Consider the following 22,943-nt stretch of genomic DNA (forward strand, 5'->3'; position numbering starts at 1 on the left):
GAACCGCAATGAAACTCTATATGCACGCCGCAGCCTGCTCGCTTTCGCCGCACATCATCTGCCGGGAGCTGGGAGTGGATATCGAGCTCGTTCAGGTCGACCGGCAGACCCACAAGACGAGCGACGGCAAGGACTATCTCAGCATCAACGGCAACGGTTATGTGCCGGCCCTGATGCTCGACGACGGCAAGGTGCTGACCGAGGGACCGGCGATCGTGCAATTCCTCGCCGAGGGCTCGGCGCTGCTTCCCGAACTCGGCGATCTCAGCCGCAGTGAGGTACAATCCTATCTCAATTTCATCACCGCCGAGCTGCACAAGCCAATGGTGCTGCTGTTCAACCCGGCCTATTCCGGCGTGCATGGGGAGATCCGCGCGCTGATCTCCAAACGGCTTACCTGGCTGAACGGCCGTCTCGCCGGAGCTTATCTCACCGGCGAGGCCTTTACGGTGGCGGACGCCTATCTTTTCGTCTGCCTGAACTGGTCGCCCTGGACCGACATCGACCTCAAGCAATGGCCTGATCTGCACGGTTTCATGGCGCGGGTGGCGGCACGCCCGAAGGTGCGTGAAGCACTGCAAGCTGAAGACCTCGAGGCCTTCGATGCCGACGGCGTCTATTTCGCGCCACAGGCCTATCTCGCCTCGGCCGGGCGGACAGGCGAGCCGGTCCGGCCGTAGAGTCGGCGCTCTCAGAGAGCGTTGACGGCGACCGGCAGAGCGCGCTTGTGGGCGGTTGCGCGATAGGCGGCAAGGATCCGGCGGCGGGCGATTTCGCCGACCGGCTTGCCTTCGAGGAAATCGTCGATCTCGTCATAGGTGACGCCATAGGCTTCCTCGTCGGGACGCAGCGGCCGCTGGTCCTCGAGATCGGCAGTCGGCACCTTGAACACCAGCTCATCCGGCGCACCGAGCCGCTTTGCCAGCAGGCGGACGCGGCGTTTGTTGAGACCGGCGAGCGGCAGGATATCGGCGGCGCCATCGCCGAATTTGGTGAAGAAGCCCATCACCGCCTCGGCTGCATGATCGGTGCCGATCACCAGGCCGCCGAGCGCGCCAGCGAGCGCAAACTGGGCGATCATGCGCTGGCGGGCCTTGATGTTGCCGAGGATGAAATCCTGCCGGCCGGCATCGGCAAAGGCGAGGCCGCCGGTTTGAGCCGCCGCCAGCATCCCATCCGCCGCCGCCTTGATGTTGACCACTATTGTGCGATCGGCACCGATCGTTTCAAGCGCCCTCGCCGCATCGGCCTCATCAGCCTGGACGCCATAGGGAAGCCGCACGGCAATGAATTCCGCCGCATGACCGCTGTGCCGCAGCTCGCGCACCGCCTTCTGGGCAATCAGCGCCGCCGTCAGCGAATCGACACCGCCGCTGATGCCGAGCACATAGCCACGCATGCCCGACGCCACGAGATAGTCCTTGAGGAATTCGGTCCGCCGCTCGATCTCATGCTCGGGATCGATCTCGGCGGCAACGCCCAGATCGCGGATGATCTCGCCTTGTTCGTCGGACAGCACAGTCATAGGTGGTTTCCTCGGTGTGGTGGAGTTGGGCGCACTATGGCGGAAAGATAGGGGAAGGGTAAAGCGTGTGTCACCCCTCTACCTTGCGATCGTAAACAACTCCACCGGCTCCGCGAATCCCTTCAACCGATGCACCCCGGCGGAGACGGCGTCCCCTGCCCCGGCCTCTTCGCAAAACGGCGCCGACATCAGCAAGGGCTCGCCCAACTCGCTGCAAGCGGTCTGGATGCGGCTGACGAGGTTGACGTCGCGGCCGATCAGGGTGAAGTCGAGGCGGCGGCCGGAGCCGATATTGCCGTAGCTGACATCGCCATAATGGAGCGCGATGCCGGCCTTCACGCCGATTCCCTCATAGTGGAAATGATCGATCTCATCGAGGATGGCGCGGGCCGACGCCAGCGCGGCGCCGCAGGAGTGGGCGGCGTCGTAACCCGGGAAGAAGGCAAGCACCGCATCGCCCATGAACTTCAAGAGTTCGCCGCCCTCGCGGGTGATCGCCGGGACGATCCTGTCGAAATAGGCGTTGAGCAGGCCAAGCACGGTGCTGCCGGGCAGCCGGTTCGACAATTCGGTGAAGCCTCTGAGATCGCAGAGCAGCAGCGCCGCCTGCATCGATTCGATTTCGTCGCGGCGGATGCGGCCGGCCAGAATCCGGCTTGCCGTCAGCGGGCCGATATAGGTATCGAGCAGGCTGAGCTCGACCTGGCGCAGAATGCGCAGCTCGCTGGTGTTGCGCAGCGCCGGCAGGATGCGCTCGATCAGCTGCTGCTCGGCTGCGGTGAAGCCGCCCGGCCGCCTGGTGGCGAAGACCGCGGCGCTGACCGGACCGTCGGCATTGCAGAGCGGCGCGATGACGAGCTGCATCAGGCCGCGGTCGGCAAAGACATCGATATGCTGCCAGCGGCCATGGGCGCTTTCACCGATGCCGACGACCAGCGGCTCGCGGGTTTCCATCACCTTGCGCAGCGGCGTGTTTGATATGGCGACGCGGGCGCCATGTTCACGGTCGTGGATCTCCACCGGCTCGCCCGGCGCCCAGGCGATGGTGCGGCCGATGAGCTCGGGATGCAGCGTCGTCAGATGCAGCGTCAACCGGTCGACCGGCAGGCCGAACGCCTGAAGTCTGCGGCCGAGGCCGGAGACGAGGCCTGCCTCGTCGAGCGCGTGGCATTCGTCACCGGAGAGCCATTCGATCACGGAGAGCAACGCGCCGGGGCTGACGGCATTGCCGGCGGCCTTTGGCTGAAACCGATCGGCATCTGGAACATGGATCGCAGTCGTCATGGCTATCTCCTCCTTCAGACGAACTAATGGGCGCCGCCACCGGAGAGCTGACCGGGCTTTTTGAGAAGCAGGCTTGCCAGCAGGGCAACGACAAGAGCGACGCCGAGCAGGAAGAAGGTGTCGCTGAAGGCCATGATATTGGCCTGTTTGCGGATTTTGAACGCGATGGCGACGACGGCCTTGTGGCCGGCGAGCGCCTGATCGCTGACGCCGTGGCTCATGAAATAGCCGGTCAGTCTGGCAATGCGATCGCGGGTGGCTTCCTCGAAAACCGAGACCGAATGGGTCAGGATGTTGGAATGGAACTGTTCGCGCTTCGAGAGAAAGGTCTGCAGCGAAGCGATGCCGACCGCGCCGCCGAGATTGCGCATCATGTTGAAGAGCGCGGAGGCCGAACCGGCATTCTCCTGCTCGATGCCTGCGGTGGCGATCGCCGAAAGCGGGGTGAAGACCAGCGCCTGGCCGATGGCGCGGACGATGTTCGGCCAGAACAGCTGATCGCTGGCATAATCGCCGGTCATATGGACATTCATGAAATTCGAGGCGGCAAAAAGCGCAAAGCCGACAACGATCAGCAGCCGGACGTCGAAACGTTTCATCAGCCGCGGCACCAGCGGGATCAGCAGCAGCTGCGGAATGCCGGTCCATGCCAGGACCATGCCGATCTGCTCGGAATTATAGCCCTGGATACGAGTGAGATAGATCGGCAGCACGAAGACAGAGCCGTAGAGCGCAATGCCGAGCAGGAAGTTGGCGACGATGCCGAAACCGAAGTTACGCCGCAACAGCAGGCGCAGGTTCAACAGCGGATTGGCGGCCTTCAGCTCGATGACGATGAACAGCGTCAGCGAGACGGCAGCGATAACAGACAGGCGAAGGATGAAATCGGAGCCGAACCAGTCTTCCTTGTTGCCCTCTTCCAGCACCGTCTGCAGCGCTGCCAGGCCGATCGCCATGGTGACGATACCAGGCCAATCGCCCTTGGCAAGCAGCTTCAGGTTCATCGGCGCCCGGTCGAGCGAAGCAAAGAGCAGGCCGACCATCAGCGCGCCCGGCACCAGGTTGACGTAGAAGATATATTCCCATCCCCAGTTCTCGGTGAGGTAACCGCCGATCGTCGGGCCGATCGCCGGTGCGAAGGTGGCCGACAGGGCAAAAAGGGCAAGGCCGATCGGCTGCTTGGGCTTGGGCAGCAGCGTGATGATGATGGTGAAGGCCATCGGGATCAGCACGCCGCCGGAAAAACCCTGAATGGCGCGCAGGATGATCATCTGCTGCAGATTGGCGGCGAAGGCGCAGGCGACGGAGAAGATCAGAAAGAGGATGGCATTGACGAGCAGATAATTGCGGAGCGAGAAGACCCGCGCCAGCCAGGCGCTGAGCGGAATGACGACGATCTCGGCGATCAGATAGGAAGTCGAAATCCAACCGCCATCATCGCTGCCGGCGCCGATGGCGCCCTGAATATCGGCAAGCGAGGCGTTGACGATCTGGATGTTGAGGACCGCCATGAAGGCACCAAGGGTCGAGCCGACGACGGCCATCCACATGCGGACCGGGCTAATGGCAGCGGCCGTCACGGGCGCCGCAGTGACGGGGCGCGCCAGCGAATTGTTGTTTGCGGCGTTCTGAAGAGTGGCCATGGCTGATCTCTTTCCGCCTATGCGGAAACCTTCTCATGACGGGGTTCGGGCGATCATTCAGGAATGATCGATGGTCGTTCGGAAAAGGGCGGAAGAACGCTATCCGGCGTGGCGGGATGATCCCTCGGCTGTTGCCGCCTCGGTCCGGGCAGCCTTGGTATCGATTTCCGGCTCGACCGACATGCCGGAGCGCAACAGGCCGCTCAGAGCCTCGTCATCGATGACGATCTTGACCGGGATGCGCTGGACGATCTTGGTGAAGTTGCCGGTGGCATTATCAGGCGGCAGCAGCGAGAATTCGAGGCCGCTGGCCGGCGAAACACTGTCGACGTGGCCTCTGATCGCGGTGTCGGGAAAGCTGTCGACCTTGATTTCGACCGGCTGACCGGGGCGGACATGGGTTAGCTGGGTTTCCTTGAAATTGGCGACGACATAGACGGCATGCAGCGGCACGACGGCCATCAGCTGCGTGCCTGATGTGACGTATTGGCCGACGCGGATCGAACGGGCGCCAACAGTGCCGTCGACGGCAGCGACGATGTAAGTATAGGAAAGGTTGAGTTCGGCCTGGCGGGCGGCAGCGGCTGCGCGATCACGCTGGGCAATCGTCTGTTCGCGCTGGCTTTGAAGAACCGGGACCTTATTCTCGGCTGCCACGAGGGCTGCCCGGTCACGCTCGACGGCGGCGGCGGCCTGGTCGCGAGCCGACTGGGTCTGTTCGGCACGGGATTGCGTGCCGGCACCGCTGGTGATGAGCCGGGCCGAGCGGGCAGCATCGGAAACGGCAAAATCCAGCGAGGCCTGCGAGGCATCGATCGTCGCCCTCGCCTGCTCGATCACCGACTGCTGCAGGGCGATCTGGGCATCGATATTGGTGATGGCGGCTTCCGCTGCCTTGAGATCGGCCTTCGCCTGCGCAAGGGCTGCCTGGAAATCGCGGTCGTCGATGCGGGCGAGAACCTGGCCCGATTTGACCGTGTCATTGTCGTTGACCAGCACCTGCCTGATGTAGCCGGCGACCTTCGGGGCGACCGTGGTGTAATCCGCCTTCACATAGGCATCGTCGGTGGATTCGATGAAGCGACCCACCGTCCAGTAGCGGTAGCCGAAATCGGCAGAGAAGGCGACGCCGGCAAGCAGTGCGGCGGCAATGACGGCGCGCTTGAACATTCTACGGCCGGTCCCCGCCGGAATTTCCGTAGCCGGAGCCTCGACGACGGGCGCTTCTGCCACCGCGGCGCTCGGCGCTTCGGCCGCAGGGGCGGCATCGGCCTGCCGGGCAGTGTCGAAAACGTCCTTGCGGGGCAACTCAACCATCGTGCTTCTCCTTCAATGCCGGCCCGTTTCAGAGGCCCTGTTCAGTTGAAGGGAAAATGCACCCTGCCGTTCATTCTGATAATCTGCTTATATCGGGAAGGATCATCAACTCTCAGCGGATAATCCGAGGGCAATATGGATCGACTGACAAGCCTTGCCGTCTTTGGCAAGGTGGTGGAATGCGGCGGTTTTTCCGCCGCCGCGCGACGGCTCAACATGTCCGTGACCATGGTGGGCAATCACGTGCAATCGCTGGAGGATCGGCTCGGCGTGCGCCTCCTCAACCGCACGACGCGCAAGGTGAGCCTGACGGAAACCGGCAAATATTATTACGAACGCTCCTCGCAGATCCTTGCCGAACTCGATGAGGCGGACCGGACGGCCGGCGCGCTGAGCACCACGCCGCGCGGCACGCTGAAGGTCTATACCAGCAGCGCCATCGTGCGTTTCCTGCTGCCGGTCGTCAGCGAATATATGGAACTCTACCCGTCGATCTCGCTCGATTTCAGCATCGGCGAACGGATGGTCGACATGATCGAGGACGGCTACGATCTGGTGATCCGCACCGTGCCGCCGCCGGATTCGTCGCTCGTCGCCCGCAAGCTGACACCCTGGCGCCATGTGCTCGTCTGCTCGCCTGCCTATTTCGAAAGTCATCCGATGCCGCAAAGACCGGCCGAGGTCGCCGATCACAATTGCCTGCAATATGCCTATTACCCCTATGGCGAGGAATGGCGCTTCGAGGACAGCGAAGGCCGGCAGGAAAACGTCAAGATCGGCGGCAACGTCATCTCCAACAGCGCCGAGATGCTGCGCTTCCTGACGCTGAATGGCCAGGGCATCTTCCTGGCCCCGAGTTTCGTGGTGTTCGACGACATCGCCGAAGGACGGCTGGTGAAAATCATGCCGGACTACCGTCCAATCGAATTCAACATCAACGCCGTCTATCCCAACCGCAGCCATCTGGCGACCAAGGTGCGGCTGTTCATCGACTTGCTTGCGGAGAGATTTGCGGAGCATCGGAAGTGGATGACGTGAGGGGCGGCGATCGGGAGTATAGACTGCCCTCACAGCAAGAAAATTGCCCCTCACCCTAGCCCTTTCCCCGCTCGCGGGGAGAGGGACGTGCCCTGCGAAACGCTAGCGAGGGACGGAGAGGTTGCGGCTATCCCCCTTCGCCCCATTTACGGGGTCCGAAGGACGGGTCGAGACCCGTGGCTCGACCCCGGTCGGTGCCGGCAGGCAGATGAGGGGCGGGCCGGGCTCGACTGCGCGGGACCTCTCCGGCCCTACGCTCGCGCTTCGGGCGTTCGTCACCGCATCGATCCACCAGATCGATGCTTCGGCTCCGGGACCATGTCTCACTCTTCACTGGCGCTCCTGCCATGGGCCCAGTCCATGTAGAGATCCAGCGCCTTGCGGGTGACCGGGCCTTCCTGGAGGTTGCGTTCGTCGAGGCGAATGACGCCGACGACTTTGGAGTAGTTGCCGGTGGTGAAGATTTCGTCGGCGGCAAGGAAATCCTCGACGGAGAGTGTTGCTTCGACGACGTCGAAACCGGCCTTGCGCAAGAGGTCCATGACGCGGGCGCGGGTGATGCCGGCAAGGAAGGTGCGGTTGGCGGCCGGCGTCATCACCACGCCATCGCGCACCAGGAAGACGTTGGACGAGGCGGTTTCGACGACATTGCCGTTGAGATCGCGCACCAGCGCATTGTCGAAGCCGCGGCTGCGCGCCTCGGCGATCATGCGGCCGCTGTTGGGATAGAGCGAGCCGGTCTTGGCTTCGGTCATCGCGGTTTCCGGCGACGGGCGTCGATAGGGCGAGACCGTCAGGCTGGTGCCGCCATGACCGCCCATCGGCGCCTCGAACAGGCAGAGCGCGAAGCGGGTCGATTCCGCATCGACCGAAACGACGCTGCCGGGCGAACCATGTTCGCCCCAATACATCGGCTTGATGTAGATCGGCGTGGCGCCGTTGAATTTGGTAATGCCTTCCCAGGCGAGTGCGGCGATTTCCTCGGCTGATTTCACCGGCTTCAGACCCATGGCGAGGGCGGAGCGGTTGACGCGCTGGCAATGCAGGTCGAGATCGGGCGCGATGCCGTCGAACCAGCGGGCGCCGTCAAAGACCGTGGAGCCGAGCCACATGGCATGCGAGGTCGGCCCGATCAGCGGCGGATTGCCGGGGAGCCACTCCCCGTCGACATGAGTCCAGGTGGTTGAACGCGGTGATGTATCGACGGCCATGCTGCCCTCCCTTTGAAGTTGAGAAAGCAAAAACCGCCGCGGCAGGCGGGGTCAAGGACAAATCCGGGCGGGAAATGCGGAAGCAAGAAAATGCCGGGGGATGGCGCCGCGCCGCAATATTCGTGCGCGGCACCAGGGGTCCCGGCGATGGGTGCATCAGCAAAAATGATGCAATGACATGTTGGAATGGCGGCCCGCCGCATGCGATCATGGACGCAAACGCGAATAAGGGAGAACGCCTGTGAAAGCCATGTTCTACGAAGCCTTCGAACAGGCGCCGGAGATCCGCACCCTGCCCGATCCGACGCCCTCCGAGGACGGTGTCGTCATCTCTGTCGGCGCCAGCGGGCTCTGCCGCAGCGACTGGCACGGCTGGATGGGCCACGATCCCGATATCCGCCTGCCGCATGTGCCGGGACACGAGCTTGCCGGAAAGATCGTCGCCACCGGCCGCGGCGTGATGCGCTTCAAGGTGGGCGACCGGGTGACGGTGCCGTTCGTTTCCGGCTGCGGCCATTGCGCGGAATGCCATTCCGGCAACCAGCAGGTCTGCCCGAACCAGTTCCAGCCGGGCTTTACCCATTGGGGATCCTTCGCCGAATATGTGGCGATCGACTATGCCGAAACCAACCTGGTGCACCTGCCGGATACGATCGACGATGCAACGGCGGCAAGCCTCGGCTGCCGCTTCGCCACCTCGTTCCGCGCCGTCGCCGACCAGGCGCGCACCGGACCCGGCGAATGGATCGCCGTGCATGGCTGCGGCGGCGTCGGCCTGTCGGCGATCATGATCGCCACCGCCCTCGGCGCCAATGCAATCGGCATCGACATATCCGAGGAAAAACTCGCCTTCGCCCGGGAATGCGGGGCGGTGGCGACGGTCAATGCGTCAGGCGTCGCCGACGTGGCGGAAGCAGTGCGCGAGATCACCAAGGGCGGCGCGCATGTCTCGATCGACGCGCTCGGCCACCCCGTCACTTGTTTCAACTCGATCAAGAATTTGCGCCGGCGCGGCCGGCATGTGCAAGTCGGGCTGATGCTCGGGGAACATGCCACGCCGCAAATCCCGATGGGCCAGGTGATCGGCCACGAACTTGAGATCTACGGCAGCCACGGCATGCAGGCCTGGCGCTACGACGCCATGCTGTCGATGCTTGCCGCCGGCAAGATCGCCCCGCAAAAACTGATCGGACGCCGCGTCAGCCTCGAGGAGGCCGTGCCGGCGCTGATGGCACTCGACAAGGCGGAGGCGACGGGGATCAGTGTGATTACGCGGTTTTCGTGAGGGAAGTGTCGTAGTAATTCCGGGCAACGGACCTTATTCGGCCACCCCGATCGAGGCGAGATAGGCAGCGGAAGCGAGGATCTTCGATTTCTCCATGATTTCGATGATCAGGCGCGGATTGCTTTCGAGCTTGGCAAGGGCCGCAAAGACGGCGCGCCAGTGGATCGAGCCTTCGCCGAGGCTCCAGTGTGTGACGGTCGGCATAGCCGTCGGCATCCTGCAGATGCACGTGCTGCAGGCGGCTGCCGACGGCCTTGACGGAATAATCGACAGGCGGCGCGCCGGTGTAGCCATGGGCATAATGGGCGTGGCCGGTATCGATCGAGACGGCGACGGCGGGCGAATGGAAACTGTCGGCGAGCGCCACGCGGATATGCGGATCCTTGTCCTCGATGTTTTCGAGTCGGCGGTATTACAGGCCGGGAGCATTCGAAGACCGGGGCCAATCCGGCACATTTGCCGCAGCCCAGCAGGTCTTGCGAAAACGACCCGCCGCACCGATATCGGGGGCGATCGGCTTCCTGACCTCTATATCGCGGTGGTTGCCAAAGGCGGCGCAAAGGTCTATCGGCTGCGCCCGCAAGAAAAGCCAACAAGAAAAAGCCTGCAAGAAGAAAGAGACATGATGTCCAACTCATTTGTGAACGTGCATTCCGGTGAAGAGACGGGGGATGAGGCGAAGCGCTTCTTCGTCCTCGGCGAGCGGATCGAGCGACGGCTCCGGATCCGCGGAAGATGGCTCAATCTCTTCGACGTCACCGTACCACCCGGCAGCCGGACGCCGAGACATGCGCATGCGAGCCCCGAGGTGTTTCGCATCCTTGAGGGAAGCCTGACGATCTGGCGCCTGACCGACAGCGGCCCCGAAGAGATCGAGGCCGACGCCGGCGACATCGTCACCATTCCGCCGTTCATGGTGCACGGCTATGCCAACCGCGGAACCGTCCCGGCAGTCTTTTCGGCGGTCGTCGATCGCGACATGGCGGAATTCATCGAAGCGGAAGGCGCGACGGAGCCACCGAAGACCAGTCCGTCGGTGGAGACGATCGCCCGGATGACGGCGGCGGCCAATGCTTACGGGATTACCATCCTCGCGGCTTGACGGTGCGAGAGAATGATGCCGAAACCTTTCGAAGGGTTTCGGCATCACCCAGATATGCGAAACACTCCCCTAAAATCCTCAACAGAACGTGGCCCCCGCGCCGTTTCGAAACTGTCGCAACAGTGCGGTAAAAGGATTTTCGCCCGGCGCCTCTTGCGTCGGATCGGTTTCACCGCCAAAATTGCGCCATGCCTGACAGCGACCCATCCAGTATAAGCTCCGCCCGTTCCAACCGGGACCTCCCGGCCGAAGACGCGGGCGGCGACTGTAGACGGCGTGACAATACCGGCCGCGCCCTGGGTCTATCACCGCGCGTGCTGAGAGGGCCGTTTTCCCAAGCGTTGCCGCCGACAGGCCCGGCATGGCCGGCCCTCTCTTGCCGACGGCACATGACTTCCACTTCAAAGGAGCGGTCCTTGATGACGACGGCCGCGCCTCGCCACGTCGCCTGATAAATGCGGCATCGTAACCTCAACGAATAGGGTCCCTGTGTTTCTGGAAATTGGAATTGTGGTGCTTCTCACCATCCTGAATGGTGTGCTCGCCATGTCGGAGTTGGCTGTTGTATCTTCTCGAACGGCCCGCCTGAAGGTTCTCTCCGACAATGGGAGCAAGGGTGCAGCGCAAGCGATCAAACTTGCCGAAAACCCCGGGCGTTTTCTCTCGACCGTGCAGATCGGCATCACGCTGGTCGGTGTTCTCTCCGGCGCCTTTTCGGGGGCCACGCTCGGGAGCCGTCTGACCGGATGGCTGGAAGCCCAGGGGATGTCATCGACGGCCGCTGATGCCCTCGGCGTCGGTTCCGTCGTCGTGGCGATCACCTATCTCTCCTTGATCGTCGGCGAACTTGTTCCAAAGCAGATCGCATTGCGGGAGCCCGAAGCCGTTGCGGCGAAGATGGCGCCCGCTATGACGGTGCTTTCAAAAATCGCGCTGCCGCTCGTGTGGCTTCTGAACGCCTCCGGAAATCTTGTGCTCAAGCTTCTCGGCCAGGCGGGCAAAGGTGGCGACAATGTCTCCGACGAAGAGATCAAGACCGTTCTGGCCGAGGCGCAGTCGGCCGGCGTGATCGAAAGCGAAGAGTCGGCGATGATCTCAGGCGTCATGCGGCTGGCCGACCGCACCGCCCGGGCGCTGATGACGCCCCGGCGCGACGTCGAAATTATCGATGTCGATGACAGCCTTGATGAAATTCGAGCGCAGTTGCACCGGACGAAGCGGTCGCGGTTGCCGGTTCGCAAAGGCAGTTCGGACGAGGTGATCGGCATCCTTCCGGTCAAGGACTTTTACGACTCAATGTCCGAACACGGCAGCGCCGATATCAAGGCTCTGACGCAGGACGTTCCGGTGGTTTCAGACCTTTCAACCGCTATCAATGTGATCGAAGCCATCCGGAAATCGCCCGTCCACATGGTGCTGGTTTTCGACGAATACGGCCATTTCGAAGGGATTGTTTCGTCGGGCGACATTCTGGAAGCGATCATGGGAGCGCTGCAGGAGGGACCGGTCGACGAGCAGGCCATCGCTCGCCGCGACGACGGTTCCTACCTGGTGTCCGGCTGGACGCCGATCGACGAATTCGCCGAATTCCTGAATCTCAAGCTCGATGACGATCTGGAATATCAGACCGTGGCAGGCCTAGTGCTGGAAGAGTTGAAACATCTGCCGGAATTGGGCGAAAGCTTCACCAGAGATGGGTGGCGCTTCGAAGTCATCGATCTCGACGGGAGACGCGTCGACAAGATACTCGTGTCTGCGGAGTGACGGTCAGCGGGTGCCTTCGTTTCTCGGCCGCAACATCGACAAGATCCGCATCCACCACAGGAATGTGGAAGCAGGAGTGAGCGCCATGGCATGGTCCGCCAGCCAATATGTGAAATTCGAGGATGAACGCACACGGCCGGCACGAGACCTTCTGGCGCAAGTGCCGCTGCAAAGTCTCCGCCGCGCCGTCGATCTCGGCTGCGGACCGGGCAACTCGACCGAGCTCATCATCGACCGTTATGGGGCGGACGGCGTCTCGGGTCTCGACAGCGACATGAACATGCTCGAGGCGGCGCGCAAACGGCTTCCGGGCACCGCCTTTGTCGAGGCCGATCTTAGCAGCTGGCAGCCGGCCGAACCCGCCGATCTGCTCTTTGCCAATGCCGTCTTCCAATGGCTGCCCGACCATCTGGACATATTCGATCGGCTGATGGACGGGATTTCCGAAGGCGGCGTGCTCGCGGTGCAGATGCCCGACAATCTCGGCGAACCCTCGCATCTGGCGATGGAGGAGACCGCCCATGCGGGGCCCTGGAAGACAGCCTTCGAGGCGAAGAGCGTGCGCCGCAAGGGGCTGCCTGCGCCATCCGCCTATTATTCCCGGCTGATCGCCAAGGCATCGCGCGTCGATATCTGGCACACGATCTACAATCACCCGATGGCGGATGCCGCCGCGATCGTCGAATGGGTGAAGGGAACCGGGCTGATGCCCTATCTCACCCATGCCGGCGAGAGATATCGCGAGGCGTTTCTGGCGGATTATCTGCAGCGGGTGGAAAATGCCTATCCGAAGCTGTCGGATGGGCGGGTGCTGCTTAGATTTCCGCGGATTTTCATTGTGGCGGTAAAGGGGTAGCCGGCTGCGGCTGTCCTGCCCCTCACCCTAGCCCTCTCCCCGTTTTGACGGGGAGAGGGGACGTGCCTTGCGAGAGGTTTGCGAGGGACGGGAGAGGTCGCGGCATATCCCCTTCGCCCCGCAGGCGGGGGTCCGAAGGACGGGTCGAGACCCGTGGCTCGACCCCGGTCGGTGCCGGCAGGCGGATGAGGGGCAAGCCCCGCATGCTGTCAAATGCCTGTTACCCCCACTCGCATATGTTGCGACAAATCCGGCGCAGATTATAGTCGGCCGGAAAATCTCAGGAGATGACACATATGGACGCTGCCCCTACCCCGCCGGTCACACTCGTCATCTTCGGCGCCACCGGCGATCTGACGCGCCGGCTGCTGGTGCCGGCGATTATCAACCTGACACGCGAGCGCCTCGTCGGCGAGGATCTCCATATTCTCGGCATCGGCATCGAGCCGGGTGACGACGAGTTCCTGCGCGGGCGGCTCGACGAATTCCTCAGCCATCTGAGCGGCGAAGAGCAGCCGGTGAAGGACGAAGCCTGGGAAAGCCTGCGCCGGCGGATTTCCTATACCTCGGGAGATTTTACCAAGGACAATATTTTCCTCGAGATCGGCAAGCGGCTGGGGCCAAATGCCAATGCCGCCTTCTATCTCGCGGTGCCGCCATCCTTCTTCGGCTCGATCGTCGAGAAGCTGGCCGCCCATGGCCTGACCGATGAAAAGGACGGCACCTTCCGCCGCGTCGCCATCGAGAAGCCTTTCGGCACCGATCTCGCCTCAGCGCGGGCGCTCAATGCGCAGATTCTTGCCCAAATCGACGAAAGCCAAGTCTACCGGCTCGACCATTTCCTCGGCAAGGAGACGGTACAGAACCTGATGACGGCACGTTTCGCCAACATGATCATCGAGTCCTTGTGGAACAGCCGCTATATCGATCACGTACAGATCACTGCCGCCGAGATCGTCGATGTCGGCAGCCGCGGCAAGTTCTACGATGCGACAGGCGCACTGCGCGACATGGTGCCGAACCATCTCTTCCAGCTGCTGGCGATGATCGCCATGGAACCGCCGAACAGCTTCGATGCCGAGGCGATCCGCAACGAGAAGAGCAAGGTGCTGAAGGCCCTGCGCATCTATACGCCCGAGGAGGCGAAGACGCATGGGGTGCGCGGCGCCTATGCGGCCGGCCCGCTGAACGGTGCAGAACTTCCCGCCTATCGCGACAGCAAGGACGTCTCGCCCGACAGCCGGACCGAAACTTATGTGGCGCTGAAACTTTATGCCGACACCTGGCGCTGGGCCGGCGTGCCCTTCTATCTGAGAACCGGCAAGGCCATGACGGCGCGCGACACCGAGATCGTCATCACCTTTCAGCCGGTGCCCTTCGCGCAGTTCCGCGAGACCGAGGTCAACCGCCGCCTGCCGCCGAACCGGCTGGTGATCCAGGTGCAGCCGGACGAGGGCATGAGCATGGAGATCTCGATCAAGTCGCCCGGGCTTTCGGTCGATACCACGCCGGTTTCGCTCGACTTCCGCTATGCCGACAAATTCGATATCGGCAAAACAACAGGCTATGAATCGCTGCTTTACGATCTCTTCATCGGCGACCAGACGCTGTTCCAGCGTGCCGACGGCATCGAGGCCGGCTGGGCGGCAGTGCAGCCCTTCCTCGATATCTGGGGCAAGGATCAGAGCGTGCCCGACGCTTACGCGCCCGGCAGCATGGGGCCGGCCTCAGCCGACGCACTCATCGAGCGCGACGGGCGGAGGTGGCATGAACTCGGCGTCATCCTGCACCACGACAAGAAGGACTAAAGCGCGTCGCGATCTTTCAGATTCGCTCTTCGCGCTTTAGATCTTTGTTCTTACGCATGTCGTTCTCGCAAAACCGCGGCACACTTTTGCGCGACATGCTCTAGAAACAGCGCCTTTGCCTGACGCTATTGGTTTGCGTTGTCACGGCATGCGGGGTTTGTGGAGGCGCCGCTATTGCCGCCTTCGGTGGCAAGCGCTCCACGGGCCTTGCGCGGTGGGCATTTTGCCCAATCGACAGGGCCGATCGGGGCGCCATTGTCGACGCTGCCGGTTTCGATCGAATCGAGCGGGATAACCAGCCCGCTTTGCGTCTCGGCGCCCGGCGCGGTGCCGAGCGGCGGCGTGCCGTCGAACCGGCCGCTGGCATCCATGCCCATGTTGGACTGGGCAAGGACCGGGGTGGAGAGGCTGAGGAGAGCAATCGAGGCTGCTGCAATATACCTGCGCATGATGCTGTTCCTTCTGATTTCAGCGATGCTGATAGAAACAGCAATTCTACGCCCTTGTTCCCCATGGGGGAATAAGGGCGATCAAAGTTTAGCGAGCGCAAGAGCCCCGCAGCGACGCTGCGAGGCTCTTGCGGTGCTGCCGTCGTTTTTCAGACGAACTGGCTGAGCCCCGGCACCGAAGCGACGACTTCGTCGACGACCTCTTCGCCGGCATACTGCTTGGCGATCGCGATGGTCTCCTTGGCGAGCGAGGTGATCTCGCCCATGCCGAGGCCCTCGCCCATCAGCTGCTGGCCGAGGCCCATGATGCCGCCGCCGCCGAGCGAGTTCATCAGCCCGCCGAGCAAGCCGCCGCCGCCGGCACCTGCGCCGTTGAACTGGGCAACGAGATCGGCGCCGCCGGGGATCGCCTCGATCATCCGGGCAACAGGACCGTCGGCCGCCTCGCGCTGCAGGAAGCCGAGCATCATGCCGAGCGCCTTTTCAGCCACATCAGGCGCAATGCCCACACGATCGGCGATCTGGGTCACAATTTCATTCATCGTCAGCCTCCTATTTTTTTTGACGTTAACGTCAGCGTTAATCGAGATTCGAGCGCAACTCAATGTCCGGTTTTGCTTTCGATGCAAACAGTTGTCGGCATCCGCCTGCCTGCTTATAACAGAGAAACGATGGTTCGATGAAGGCGGCGATAGCCCGTCTTCGGACTGAAGAACGGCAGAGCCGTAGGGAGAATTGCGGATGATCGAGGATGGCAAGATTTTCATCGGCGCGAGCCGCAACCCCGACGACAGCATCAACAAGCCGGAATATCTCGACCTGAAATTCGGCAACCGCCACGGCCTGGTCACCGGCGCCACCGGCACCGGCAAGACAGTGACGCTGCAGGTGCTGGCCGAAGGCTTCTCGCGGGCCGGCGTCCCGGTTTTTGCCGCCGATATCAAGGGCGACCTTTCCGGTATCGCCGCCAGGGGCGAAGCCAAGGATTTCCTCACCAAACGGGCCGAGCAGATCGGATTTACCGATTATGAATTCGACCAGTTCCCGGTGATTTTCTGGGATCTGTTCGGTGAGAAGGGTCACCGGGTGCGCACCACCGTCGCCGAGATGGGGCCACTGCTGCTTGCCCGGCTGATGGATGCCTCCGAACCGCAGGAAGGCGTCATCAACATCGCCTTCAAGCTCGCCGACCAGGCCGGGCTGCCGTTGCTCGACCTCAAGGATTTCACCTCGCTGCTCAATTATATGGGTGATAACGCCACCGAGCTTTCCAACCAGTACGGACTGATCTCGAAGGCCTCGGTGGGTTCGATCCAGCGGGCGCTGCTGGTTCTCGAGCAGCAGGGTGCGGAACACTTTTTCGGCGAGCCGGCGCTGAAGATTTCCGACATCATGCGCACCAGCAATAATGGTTACGGCCAGATCTCGGTGCTTGCCGCCGACAAGCTGATGATGAACCCGCGGCTTTACGCCACTTTCCTGCTCTGGCTGCTGTCGGAACTGTTCGAGGAACTGCCGGAGGTGGGCGATCCCGACAAGCCGAAGCTGGTCTTCTTCTTCGACGAAGCGCATCTGCTCTTCAACGATGCGCCGAAAGTGCTGACCGAACGGGTCGAGCAGGTGGTGCGGCTGATCCGCTCCAAGGGCGTCGGCGTCTATTTCGTCACGCAAAACCCGCTCGACGTGCCGGAGACCGTTCTCGCCCAGCTCGGCAACCGCGCCCAGCATGCGCTGCGCGCCTATTCGCCGCGCGAGCAGAAGGCCGTGAGGACTGCGGCCGATACCTTCCGCCCGAACCCAGCCTTCGACTGCGCCACCGTCATCACCAATCTCGGCACCGGCGAGGCGCTGGTTTCGACGCTGGAGGCCAAAGGCGCGCCGTCGATCGTCGAGCGCACGCTGATCCGCCCGCCCTCCGGCCGCGTCGGCCCGCTGACGGATGGCGAGCGCCAGCAGATCATGGACAGGAGCCCGGTTCTCGGCGTCTATGACGAGGATGTCGACCGCGAATCCGCCTTCGAGTTGTTGGCGGCGCGCGCCAAGAAGGCGGCCGATGCCGAGGCCGCCAAGCGGGCGCAGGAAGAAGCGGCACAACATCAGCCCGAAAGCACGACCTCCGGCTGGAACCTGCCGGGCTTCGGCGGCAGCAACGACAACAATCAGCAGGGCCGCGGCCAATCGCGCGGCAGGTCTTCCGGCTACCAGCGCGAAACGGTGGTGGAAGCGGCGATGAAGAGCGTGGCGCGCACAGTGGCGACCCAGGTCGGCCGGGCGCTGGTGCGCGGGATATTGGGGAGCTTGAAGCGGTAGCTATTTCGCCGGCGGCGCGTCGGAAGCCCCTCATCCGCCTGCCGGCACCGTCTCCCCGTAAACGGGGCGAAGGGGATATGCCGCAGCCTCTCGTCCCTCGGCAACCTCTCGCATGGCACGTCCCCTCGCCCCGTTTACGGGGAGAGGGTTAGGGTGAGGGGCAGCGATCCATCTGCGTAATCGTTCCCCGCCTTGAACTGCACGCATTCATTCCCTAAATTCCCTGCCATCGACCATTTCAACAGGATGTGTGCCGCAATGGATTTCAACCCGATCGCAATGCCAGTTCGCCTTGCCAATGGGGAAATCCGTATCCATGCCTGCATCCATCACTCTCTCGAAAATTTCATGGGCCACGCCTGACGGGCGGCCGCTTTTTTCCGATCTCGATCTGAGCTTCGGGACGGACCGCAGCGGTCTCGTCGGCCGCAACGGCGTCGGCAAGACGACGCTGTTGAAGCTCGTCTGCGGTGACATCAAGCCGCAATCGGGGGCGATCTCCGTCAACGGCAGCCTCGGCATTCTCCGTCAGAGCGTTCAGGTCGCACCGGATGAGACCGTCGCCGATCTCTTCGGCGTGGCCGATGCGCTTGCTGTCCTTCGTCGGGCCGAAGACGGCGAGGCGACGGCCGACGAGCTTTCATCGGCCGACTGGACGCTGGAGGCGCGCATGGCCGCAGCGCTTCATCGCACCGGGCTCGACGCAGAGCCGCAGACGCCGCTTGCCGCGCTATCCGGCGGGCAGCGCACCCGAGCCGGGCTTGCCGCGCTTGTTTTCACCGAGCCGGATTTTCTGCTGCTCGACGAACCGACAAACAACCTCGACCGCGACGGCCGCGAGGCGGTGATCGCGCTGATATCGGGCTGGCGGGCCGGCGCGATCATCGTCAGCCATGACCGGGAACTGCTCGAAAGCATGGATGCGATCGTCGAACTGACGTCGCTCGGCGCCACCCGTTATGGCGGCAGCTGGAGCCATTATCGCCAGCGCAAGGCGCTGGAGCTTGCGGCGGCAGAGCACGATCTCGCCGATGCCGAAAAACGCATGGCCGAGGTCGCGAGCAAGGCGCAGGCGACGGTGGAGCGTCAGGCGCACAGGGATAGCACTGGGCGGAAGATGGCCGCCAAGGGCGGTATCCCGCGCATCATGCTCGGCGGCATGAAGGAGCGGAGCGAAACGACCGGCGGCGACAATGCCCGTCTCGCCGAACGCCGGCGGGCCCAGGCTCTGGACGAGGCAAAGGCAGCGCGCGAGAAAATCGAGATCCTGCAGCCCTTGTCGGTCACTTTGCCGCCGACCGGGCTACCCGCGAGCAAAATCGTGCTGAAATTGGATGGCGTGACAGCGGGTTATCGGCCGGGTGAACCCGTCATCCGCGATCTCTCCTTCGACGTGACGGGACCGGAGCGCATTGCCGTCACCGGCGGCAACGGCTCGGGCAAGACGACGCTGCTTTCGCTTATTACCGGCGAACTCGAGCCATGGGCCGGCATGATCGGCGTCATGACCGGTTTCGCCATGCTCGATCAGAAGGTCAGCCTTCTCGATCCGTCGGCCTCGATCCGCGATAATTTTCGCCGGATCAACCGTCAGGCCGATGAAAACACCTGCCGGGCTGCCCTTGCCCGCTTCATGTTCAGGGCCGACGCGGCGCTGCAGGCTGTCTCGACGCTCAGCGGCGGACAATTGCTGCGCGCCGGCCTTGCCTGCGTTCTCGGCTCGGCACCGCCGCCGCTGCTGATCCTCGACGAGCCGACCAATCATCTCGACATCGACTCGATCGCAGCGGTCGAAGCCGGGCTGCGTGCTTATGACGGGGCGCTGCTGGTCGTCAGCCACGACGAGACGTTTCTCGAGAGCATCGGGATAGGGCGGCGGCTAGAATTGTCGGGTGGTGATCCGGCGGGATAATTTCGGGATGGGTCGCAGCGACGCGCTCGACACTGCCTCTTGCGTCCATCAGCCATCAGCCGCACCCACCGCGTCCTTTCGAGGCCGCTGCGGGCACCTCAGGAGAGGCTCTGTTGAGCTTACTGGGGCTCCCTTGCCTCTTACCACCGGCAATGGTAATTGAATCCCGCAACCCTTTCGAGAAAGGAGGATCACGCCATGCAGCATTATTTCCGGTTTAATCGCCAGCGTGGTCCCGTCAACGCCCTGCAAACGCGTTTGCAGGGCTGACCAGAGACCGTTTTCGACATCTCTTCCTGGTCTGCCCTTCGTGGCCAATGCGGCGCCGTTTCCCAAGGTTCGCGCCCATTCCTGTAACTTCCCGGGCTCGATAGGCGCAATCCCGTGATCGCTGAACGCTTGGGATCGCGTCCCCCGGTCAAGACCAGAGAACGATCATGACCCTCATCAATATCCGTAATCTCGGCGTGACGCTGGGCAATCCGCTGTTTTCGAAGCTGAACCTCGTCGTCAATTCAGGCGACCGCATCGGCCTTGTTGCCGCCAACGGCCGGGGGAAATCGACGCTCTTTGCCTGTATCGCCGGCGCGTTGGAGCCGAGCGCGGGCGAGATCACCAAGGCGCGCGGGCTGACCATCGGCCATGTCGCCCAGAATGTGCCGGTCGCCCTGTTCGACACGCCGTTCTACGATGCGGTGCTGCAGGCGCTACCGGCCGATCAGGCCGAGAGCGAGAGCTGGCGCGTCGACGTGGCGCTGGAATCGCTTGAAGTGCCGGAGGTCATGCGCAGGCGGCCGCTCAAGCATTTGAGCGGCGGATGGCAGCGGCTCGCCATGCTTGCCCGCACCTGGGTCACCGAGCCTGATGTGCTGCTGCTCGACGAGCCGACCAACCATCTCGACCTCGAAAAGATCGCGCAGCTGGAGGGCTGGCTGAATGGCCTGCCGCGCGACGTGCCGGTCATCCTCTCCAGCCATGACCGCGCCTTCCTCGATGCGACGACCAACCGCACGCTGTTCCTGCGGCCGGAGCAATCGCCGATCTTTGCCCTGCCCTACACAGGGGCGCGCGCCGCCCTCGACGAGGTCGACGCCTCCGAAGCCAGGCGCTACGAGCGCGACATGAAGACGGCGGAGCAACTGCGCAAACAGGCGGCAAAGCTCAACAATATCGGCATCAATTCCGGCAGCGATCTGCTCGTCGTCAAAACCAAGCAGAAGCAGCGGGCGGATAAACTGGAGGATGCGGCAAAGCCGGCGCATCTCGAACGCTCGGCCGGCGCCATCCGGCTCACCAATCGCGGCACGCATGCCAAGGTGCTGGTGACCTTGGAAGACGCGGCGGTGACGACGCCGGACGGAACGTTGCTGTTCAAGACCGGCCGGCAGTTCCTCTGCCAGGGCGACCGCATCGTGCTCATCGGCCCCAACGGCGCCGGCAAGTCACGACTGGTGTCGATGCTGAAACAGGCGATCGAAAGACCAGAGGCGGGACAGGGCGGCATCAAGGCGACGCCGTCGGTCGTTCTCGGCTATGGCGACCAGGCGCTTGCCGATCTTGCCGACCAGGACACGCCGATCGGCACGATCGTCCGCCGCTTCGACGTCGGCGATCAGCGGGCACGCGCTTTGCTGGCGGGTGCCGGCATGACCATCGACATGCAGGCAAAACCGATCCGCCAGCTTTCCGGCGGCCAGAAGGCGCGGCTCGGCATGCTGGTGCTCAGGCTGACCGAGCCGAACTTTTACCTGCTCGACGAGCCGACCAACCATCTCGACATCGAGGGACAGGAAGCGCTGGAGGGTGAACTGATGGCGCAGGAGGCGAGCTGCCTGCTGGTTTCGCACGACCGCAGTTTCGTGCGGGCGGTGGGAAACCGGTTCTGGCTGATCGAGAAGAAGAGGCTGGTGGAGGTGGAGAGCCCGGAGGGATTCTTCGCTTCGGTTGCGGGGTGATGGGGGTGAGGTTCGGACCAAGGGGGCTGCCCCTCACCCTAACCCTCTCCCCGTATTGACGGGGAGAGGGGACGTGCCAAACGCAACGTCGAGATGGAGGAAGAGGTCGCGGCTATCCCCCTTCGCCCCGCGTGCGGGGAGAAGATGCCGGCAGGCGGATGAGGGGCTGGCCCACTCGACGCGATAAAACCTACCGCTTCGGCGCCACAAGACAGAAGAAGGCGCCCTGGGGGTCCGTGGCCTGGATGATCCAGCTGCCGCCGGGGACTTCCATCGGGCCGTTGACGACCTTGCCGCCGCCTGAGGTGACGCGTTCGATCGCGGCATCGAGGGTCGGCACGATGAAATAATAGCACCAGAACGGCATTGGCATATTTTCCGGCTTGGTCATCATGCCGCCGATCTGCTTGCCATTATGGGCGAAGAGGTAGTAGACGCCCATCGGACCCATGTCCATTTCGCTGTCCTTCGTCCAGCCGAACAGCTTGGAATAGAAGGAGACGGCGTCTTTGCCGTTGCCGGCATAGAGTTCGTGCCAGCCGATATTGCCGGGGGCATCGGGGGCCAGTTCCGGCCAGGTTTTGTCCATCGGCGCCGGCGTCATGATGCAGAGCACGGCACCCTGCGGATCGGCGACGACGGCGAACCGGCCGATGGTCGGGATGTCTTCCGGCGGGCGGCGGACCGAACCGCCATTGGCGACGTAGTCCCTCGCCGACTGGTCGACGTCGTCGACACAGACATAAGCCGTCCAGTTCGGCGGAATGCCGGTTCCCTCGAGTTCGGCCGGAAATTCCATCAGGCCGCCGACGCCGATGCCGTTCGCCTCGAAGATCGTATAGGTCGGCATGCCCTCCACTTTCATCTCGGAGGTGGTCCAGCCGACAACCGAGCTGTAGAATTTCGCGGCAGCCGACGTGTCGGGGGTCATCAACTCGCACCAGATGAACTTTCCATGCGTCTCAGACATCGTACTCTCCCTTATCGGCGCCCTTTTTCCAGGTCGGGGCCGTGATTGTCAGGTCCTGCGGGTGTAGTGCGCTTCCATGAATTGCTTCCAGGTGCCATCCGGCTGCCTGGCGCTGGAGATGAAGGTGCGGTGATCGGCGTCGGAAAAGGCGATCTGCTCGCGGTAATCGGCAAGACCTTCGCCGTTGAAGTCGGGCCCTGTCGTATAGAGGTCCAGCACATTGCCCGAAGCGTCGAGCTCACCCTCGTAGACCCACATAAAGTCCATCATGCTGCCGATCCAGCTGCCGACGTACTTGGCCTTTGCGGCGTTGTAGCCGAGCGTCAGGATGCTGGTAGCCTGCTTGCCATCCGGCATGCGGCCGGTGCCTTCGGCGACGAACCAGATGCCGTGCAGCGAGCGGACGGTCTCCGTCCAGGGCTCGCCGGACATCTCGGGTGCGGTGACGGTCCAGTCGCCGACCAGTCTTTCCAGGAAGGAATGCTCCTTCAGCACTTCTGCAGTCTTCATCATC

The 22,943-nt window shown here is 63.0% G+C and carries 19 protein-coding genes and 1 pseudogene; 10 read left to right on the forward strand and 10 right to left on the reverse strand.

What is annotated here, in order from left to right; translation table 11 throughout:
• Positions 1-8 precede the first annotated feature (8 nt).
• Positions 9-680, forward strand: a complete 672-nt coding sequence (locus FFM81_RS15020) for a glutathione S-transferase N-terminal domain-containing protein (protein WP_138384750.1) — start codon at positions 9-11, stop codon at positions 678-680.
• 11 nt (positions 681-691) lie between these two features.
• On the opposite strand, the gene nadE is transcribed toward FFM81_RS15020, so the two are convergent.
• The 4 genes from nadE to FFM81_RS15040 all read right to left on the reverse strand — a co-directional run bounded on the left by nadE (position 692) and on the right by FFM81_RS15040 (position 5,769).
• Entirely contained in the window at positions 692-1,525 is an 834-nt protein-coding gene (nadE, locus tag FFM81_RS15025) for an ammonia-dependent NAD(+) synthetase (RefSeq protein WP_138384749.1), read from the reverse strand.
• A gap of 78 nt (positions 1,526-1,603) precedes the next feature.
• On the reverse strand, positions 1,604-2,809 hold the full coding sequence (locus FFM81_RS15030; RefSeq protein WP_138384748.1) for an adenylate/guanylate cyclase domain-containing protein: 1,206 nt from the start codon (positions 2,807-2,809) through the stop codon (positions 1,604-1,606).
• Positions 2,810-2,832: 23 nt separating this feature from the next.
• Positions 2,833-4,452, reverse strand: coding sequence for an MDR family MFS transporter (locus FFM81_RS15035; protein ID WP_003569490.1), 1,620 nt, complete (start codon positions 4,450-4,452; stop codon positions 2,833-2,835).
• Between the two features lie 99 nt (positions 4,453-4,551).
• Positions 4,552-5,769, reverse strand: a complete 1,218-nt coding sequence (locus tag FFM81_RS15040; protein WP_138384747.1) for an HlyD family secretion protein — start codon at positions 5,767-5,769, stop codon at positions 4,552-4,554.
• Between the two features lie 135 nt (positions 5,770-5,904).
• Here FFM81_RS15040 and FFM81_RS15045 point away from each other — a divergent pair, with 135 nt between their 5' ends.
• Positions 5,905-6,807: a LysR family transcriptional regulator gene (locus FFM81_RS15045; RefSeq protein WP_003569492.1), complete on the forward strand. Its 903-nt coding sequence runs from the start codon at positions 5,905-5,907 to the stop codon at positions 6,805-6,807.
• Positions 6,808-7,130: 323 nt separating this feature from the next.
• Here FFM81_RS15045 and FFM81_RS15050 read toward each other — a convergent pair whose 3' ends face one another.
• Complete coding sequence (locus tag FFM81_RS15050) at positions 7,131-8,018, reverse strand: branched-chain amino acid aminotransferase (RefSeq protein WP_003569493.1); 888 nt, start codon at positions 8,016-8,018, stop codon at positions 7,131-7,133.
• A gap of 241 nt (positions 8,019-8,259) precedes the next feature.
• Between FFM81_RS15050 and FFM81_RS15055 the strand changes: the two genes are divergently transcribed.
• On the forward strand, positions 8,260-9,303 hold the full coding sequence (locus tag FFM81_RS15055) for a zinc-dependent alcohol dehydrogenase family protein (RefSeq protein ID WP_003569495.1): 1,044 nt from the start codon (positions 8,260-8,262) through the stop codon (positions 9,301-9,303).
• Positions 9,304-9,336: 33 nt separating this feature from the next.
• Here FFM81_RS15055 and FFM81_RS15060 read toward each other — a convergent pair.
• A pseudogene (locus FFM81_RS15060) lies at positions 9,337-9,706 on the reverse strand (sugar phosphate isomerase/epimerase family protein); the annotation flags it as partial.
• Between the two features lie 219 nt (positions 9,707-9,925).
• On the opposite strand from FFM81_RS15060, the gene FFM81_RS15065 reads away from it, so the two are divergent.
• The 4 genes from FFM81_RS15065 to zwf all read left to right on the forward strand — a co-directional run bounded on the left by FFM81_RS15065 (position 9,926) and on the right by zwf (position 14,833).
• On the forward strand, positions 9,926-10,405 hold the full coding sequence (locus FFM81_RS15065; RefSeq protein WP_037092438.1) for a cupin domain-containing protein: 480 nt from the start codon (positions 9,926-9,928) through the stop codon (positions 10,403-10,405).
• A 489-nt stretch (positions 10,406-10,894) separates the two neighbouring features.
• Positions 10,895-12,169 carry a hemolysin family protein gene (locus FFM81_RS15070; RefSeq protein WP_138384746.1) on the forward strand — a complete coding sequence of 425 codons (1,275 nt, stop codon included), beginning with the start codon at positions 10,895-10,897 and terminating at the stop codon, positions 12,167-12,169.
• An 85-nt stretch (positions 12,170-12,254) separates the two neighbouring features.
• Positions 12,255-13,025, forward strand: coding sequence for a trans-aconitate 2-methyltransferase (tam, locus tag FFM81_RS15075; protein ID WP_097537333.1), 771 nt, complete (start codon positions 12,255-12,257; stop codon positions 13,023-13,025).
• 296 nt (positions 13,026-13,321) lie between these two features.
• Positions 13,322-14,833 carry a glucose-6-phosphate dehydrogenase gene (zwf, locus tag FFM81_RS15080; protein ID WP_025415650.1) on the forward strand — a complete coding sequence of 504 codons (1,512 nt, stop codon included), beginning with the start codon at positions 13,322-13,324 and terminating at the stop codon, positions 14,831-14,833.
• 125 nt (positions 14,834-14,958) lie between these two features.
• On the opposite strand, the gene FFM81_RS15085 is transcribed toward zwf, so the two are convergent.
• Both FFM81_RS15085 and FFM81_RS15090 read right to left on the reverse strand, forming a co-directional pair.
• Entirely contained in the window at positions 14,959-15,282 is a 324-nt protein-coding gene (locus FFM81_RS15085; RefSeq protein WP_025415649.1) for a hypothetical protein, read from the reverse strand.
• A gap of 149 nt (positions 15,283-15,431) precedes the next feature.
• Positions 15,432-15,824 (reverse strand): hypothetical protein, encoded by a 393-nt coding sequence (locus tag FFM81_RS15090; RefSeq protein ID WP_003569508.1) that lies wholly within the window; start codon positions 15,822-15,824, stop codon positions 15,432-15,434.
• 199 nt (positions 15,825-16,023) lie between these two features.
• On the opposite strand from FFM81_RS15090, the gene FFM81_RS15095 reads away from it, so the two are divergent.
• The 3 genes from FFM81_RS15095 to FFM81_RS15105 all read left to right on the forward strand — a co-directional run bounded on the left by FFM81_RS15095 (position 16,024) and on the right by FFM81_RS15105 (position 21,459).
• Entirely contained in the window at positions 16,024-17,592 is a 1,569-nt protein-coding gene (locus tag FFM81_RS15095) for a helicase HerA-like C-terminal domain-containing protein (RefSeq protein WP_128399976.1), read from the forward strand.
• Positions 17,593-17,908: 316 nt separating this feature from the next.
• On the forward strand, positions 17,909-19,504 hold the full coding sequence (locus FFM81_RS15100) for an ABC-F family ATP-binding cassette domain-containing protein (RefSeq protein WP_128398647.1): 1,596 nt from the start codon (positions 17,909-17,911) through the stop codon (positions 19,502-19,504).
• A 437-nt stretch (positions 19,505-19,941) separates the two neighbouring features.
• Complete coding sequence (locus tag FFM81_RS15105; RefSeq protein WP_138384745.1) at positions 19,942-21,459, forward strand: ABC-F family ATP-binding cassette domain-containing protein; 1,518 nt, start codon at positions 19,942-19,944, stop codon at positions 21,457-21,459.
• A gap of 190 nt (positions 21,460-21,649) precedes the next feature.
• Here FFM81_RS15105 and FFM81_RS15110 read toward each other — a convergent pair whose 3' ends face one another.
• On the reverse strand, positions 21,650-22,429 hold the full coding sequence (locus FFM81_RS15110; protein ID WP_097537310.1) for a VOC family protein: 780 nt from the start codon (positions 22,427-22,429) through the stop codon (positions 21,650-21,652).
• 48 nt (positions 22,430-22,477) lie between these two features.
• Positions 22,478-22,942, reverse strand: a complete 465-nt coding sequence (locus tag FFM81_RS15115) for a DUF1579 domain-containing protein (protein ID WP_128398650.1) — start codon at positions 22,940-22,942, stop codon at positions 22,478-22,480.
• Between the last annotated feature and the right edge of the window lies 1 nt (position 22,943).

The sequence above is a fragment of the Rhizobium hidalgonense genome (assembly GCF_005862185.2).
GTDB lineage: Bacteria > Pseudomonadota > Alphaproteobacteria > Rhizobiales > Rhizobiaceae > Rhizobium > Rhizobium hidalgonense.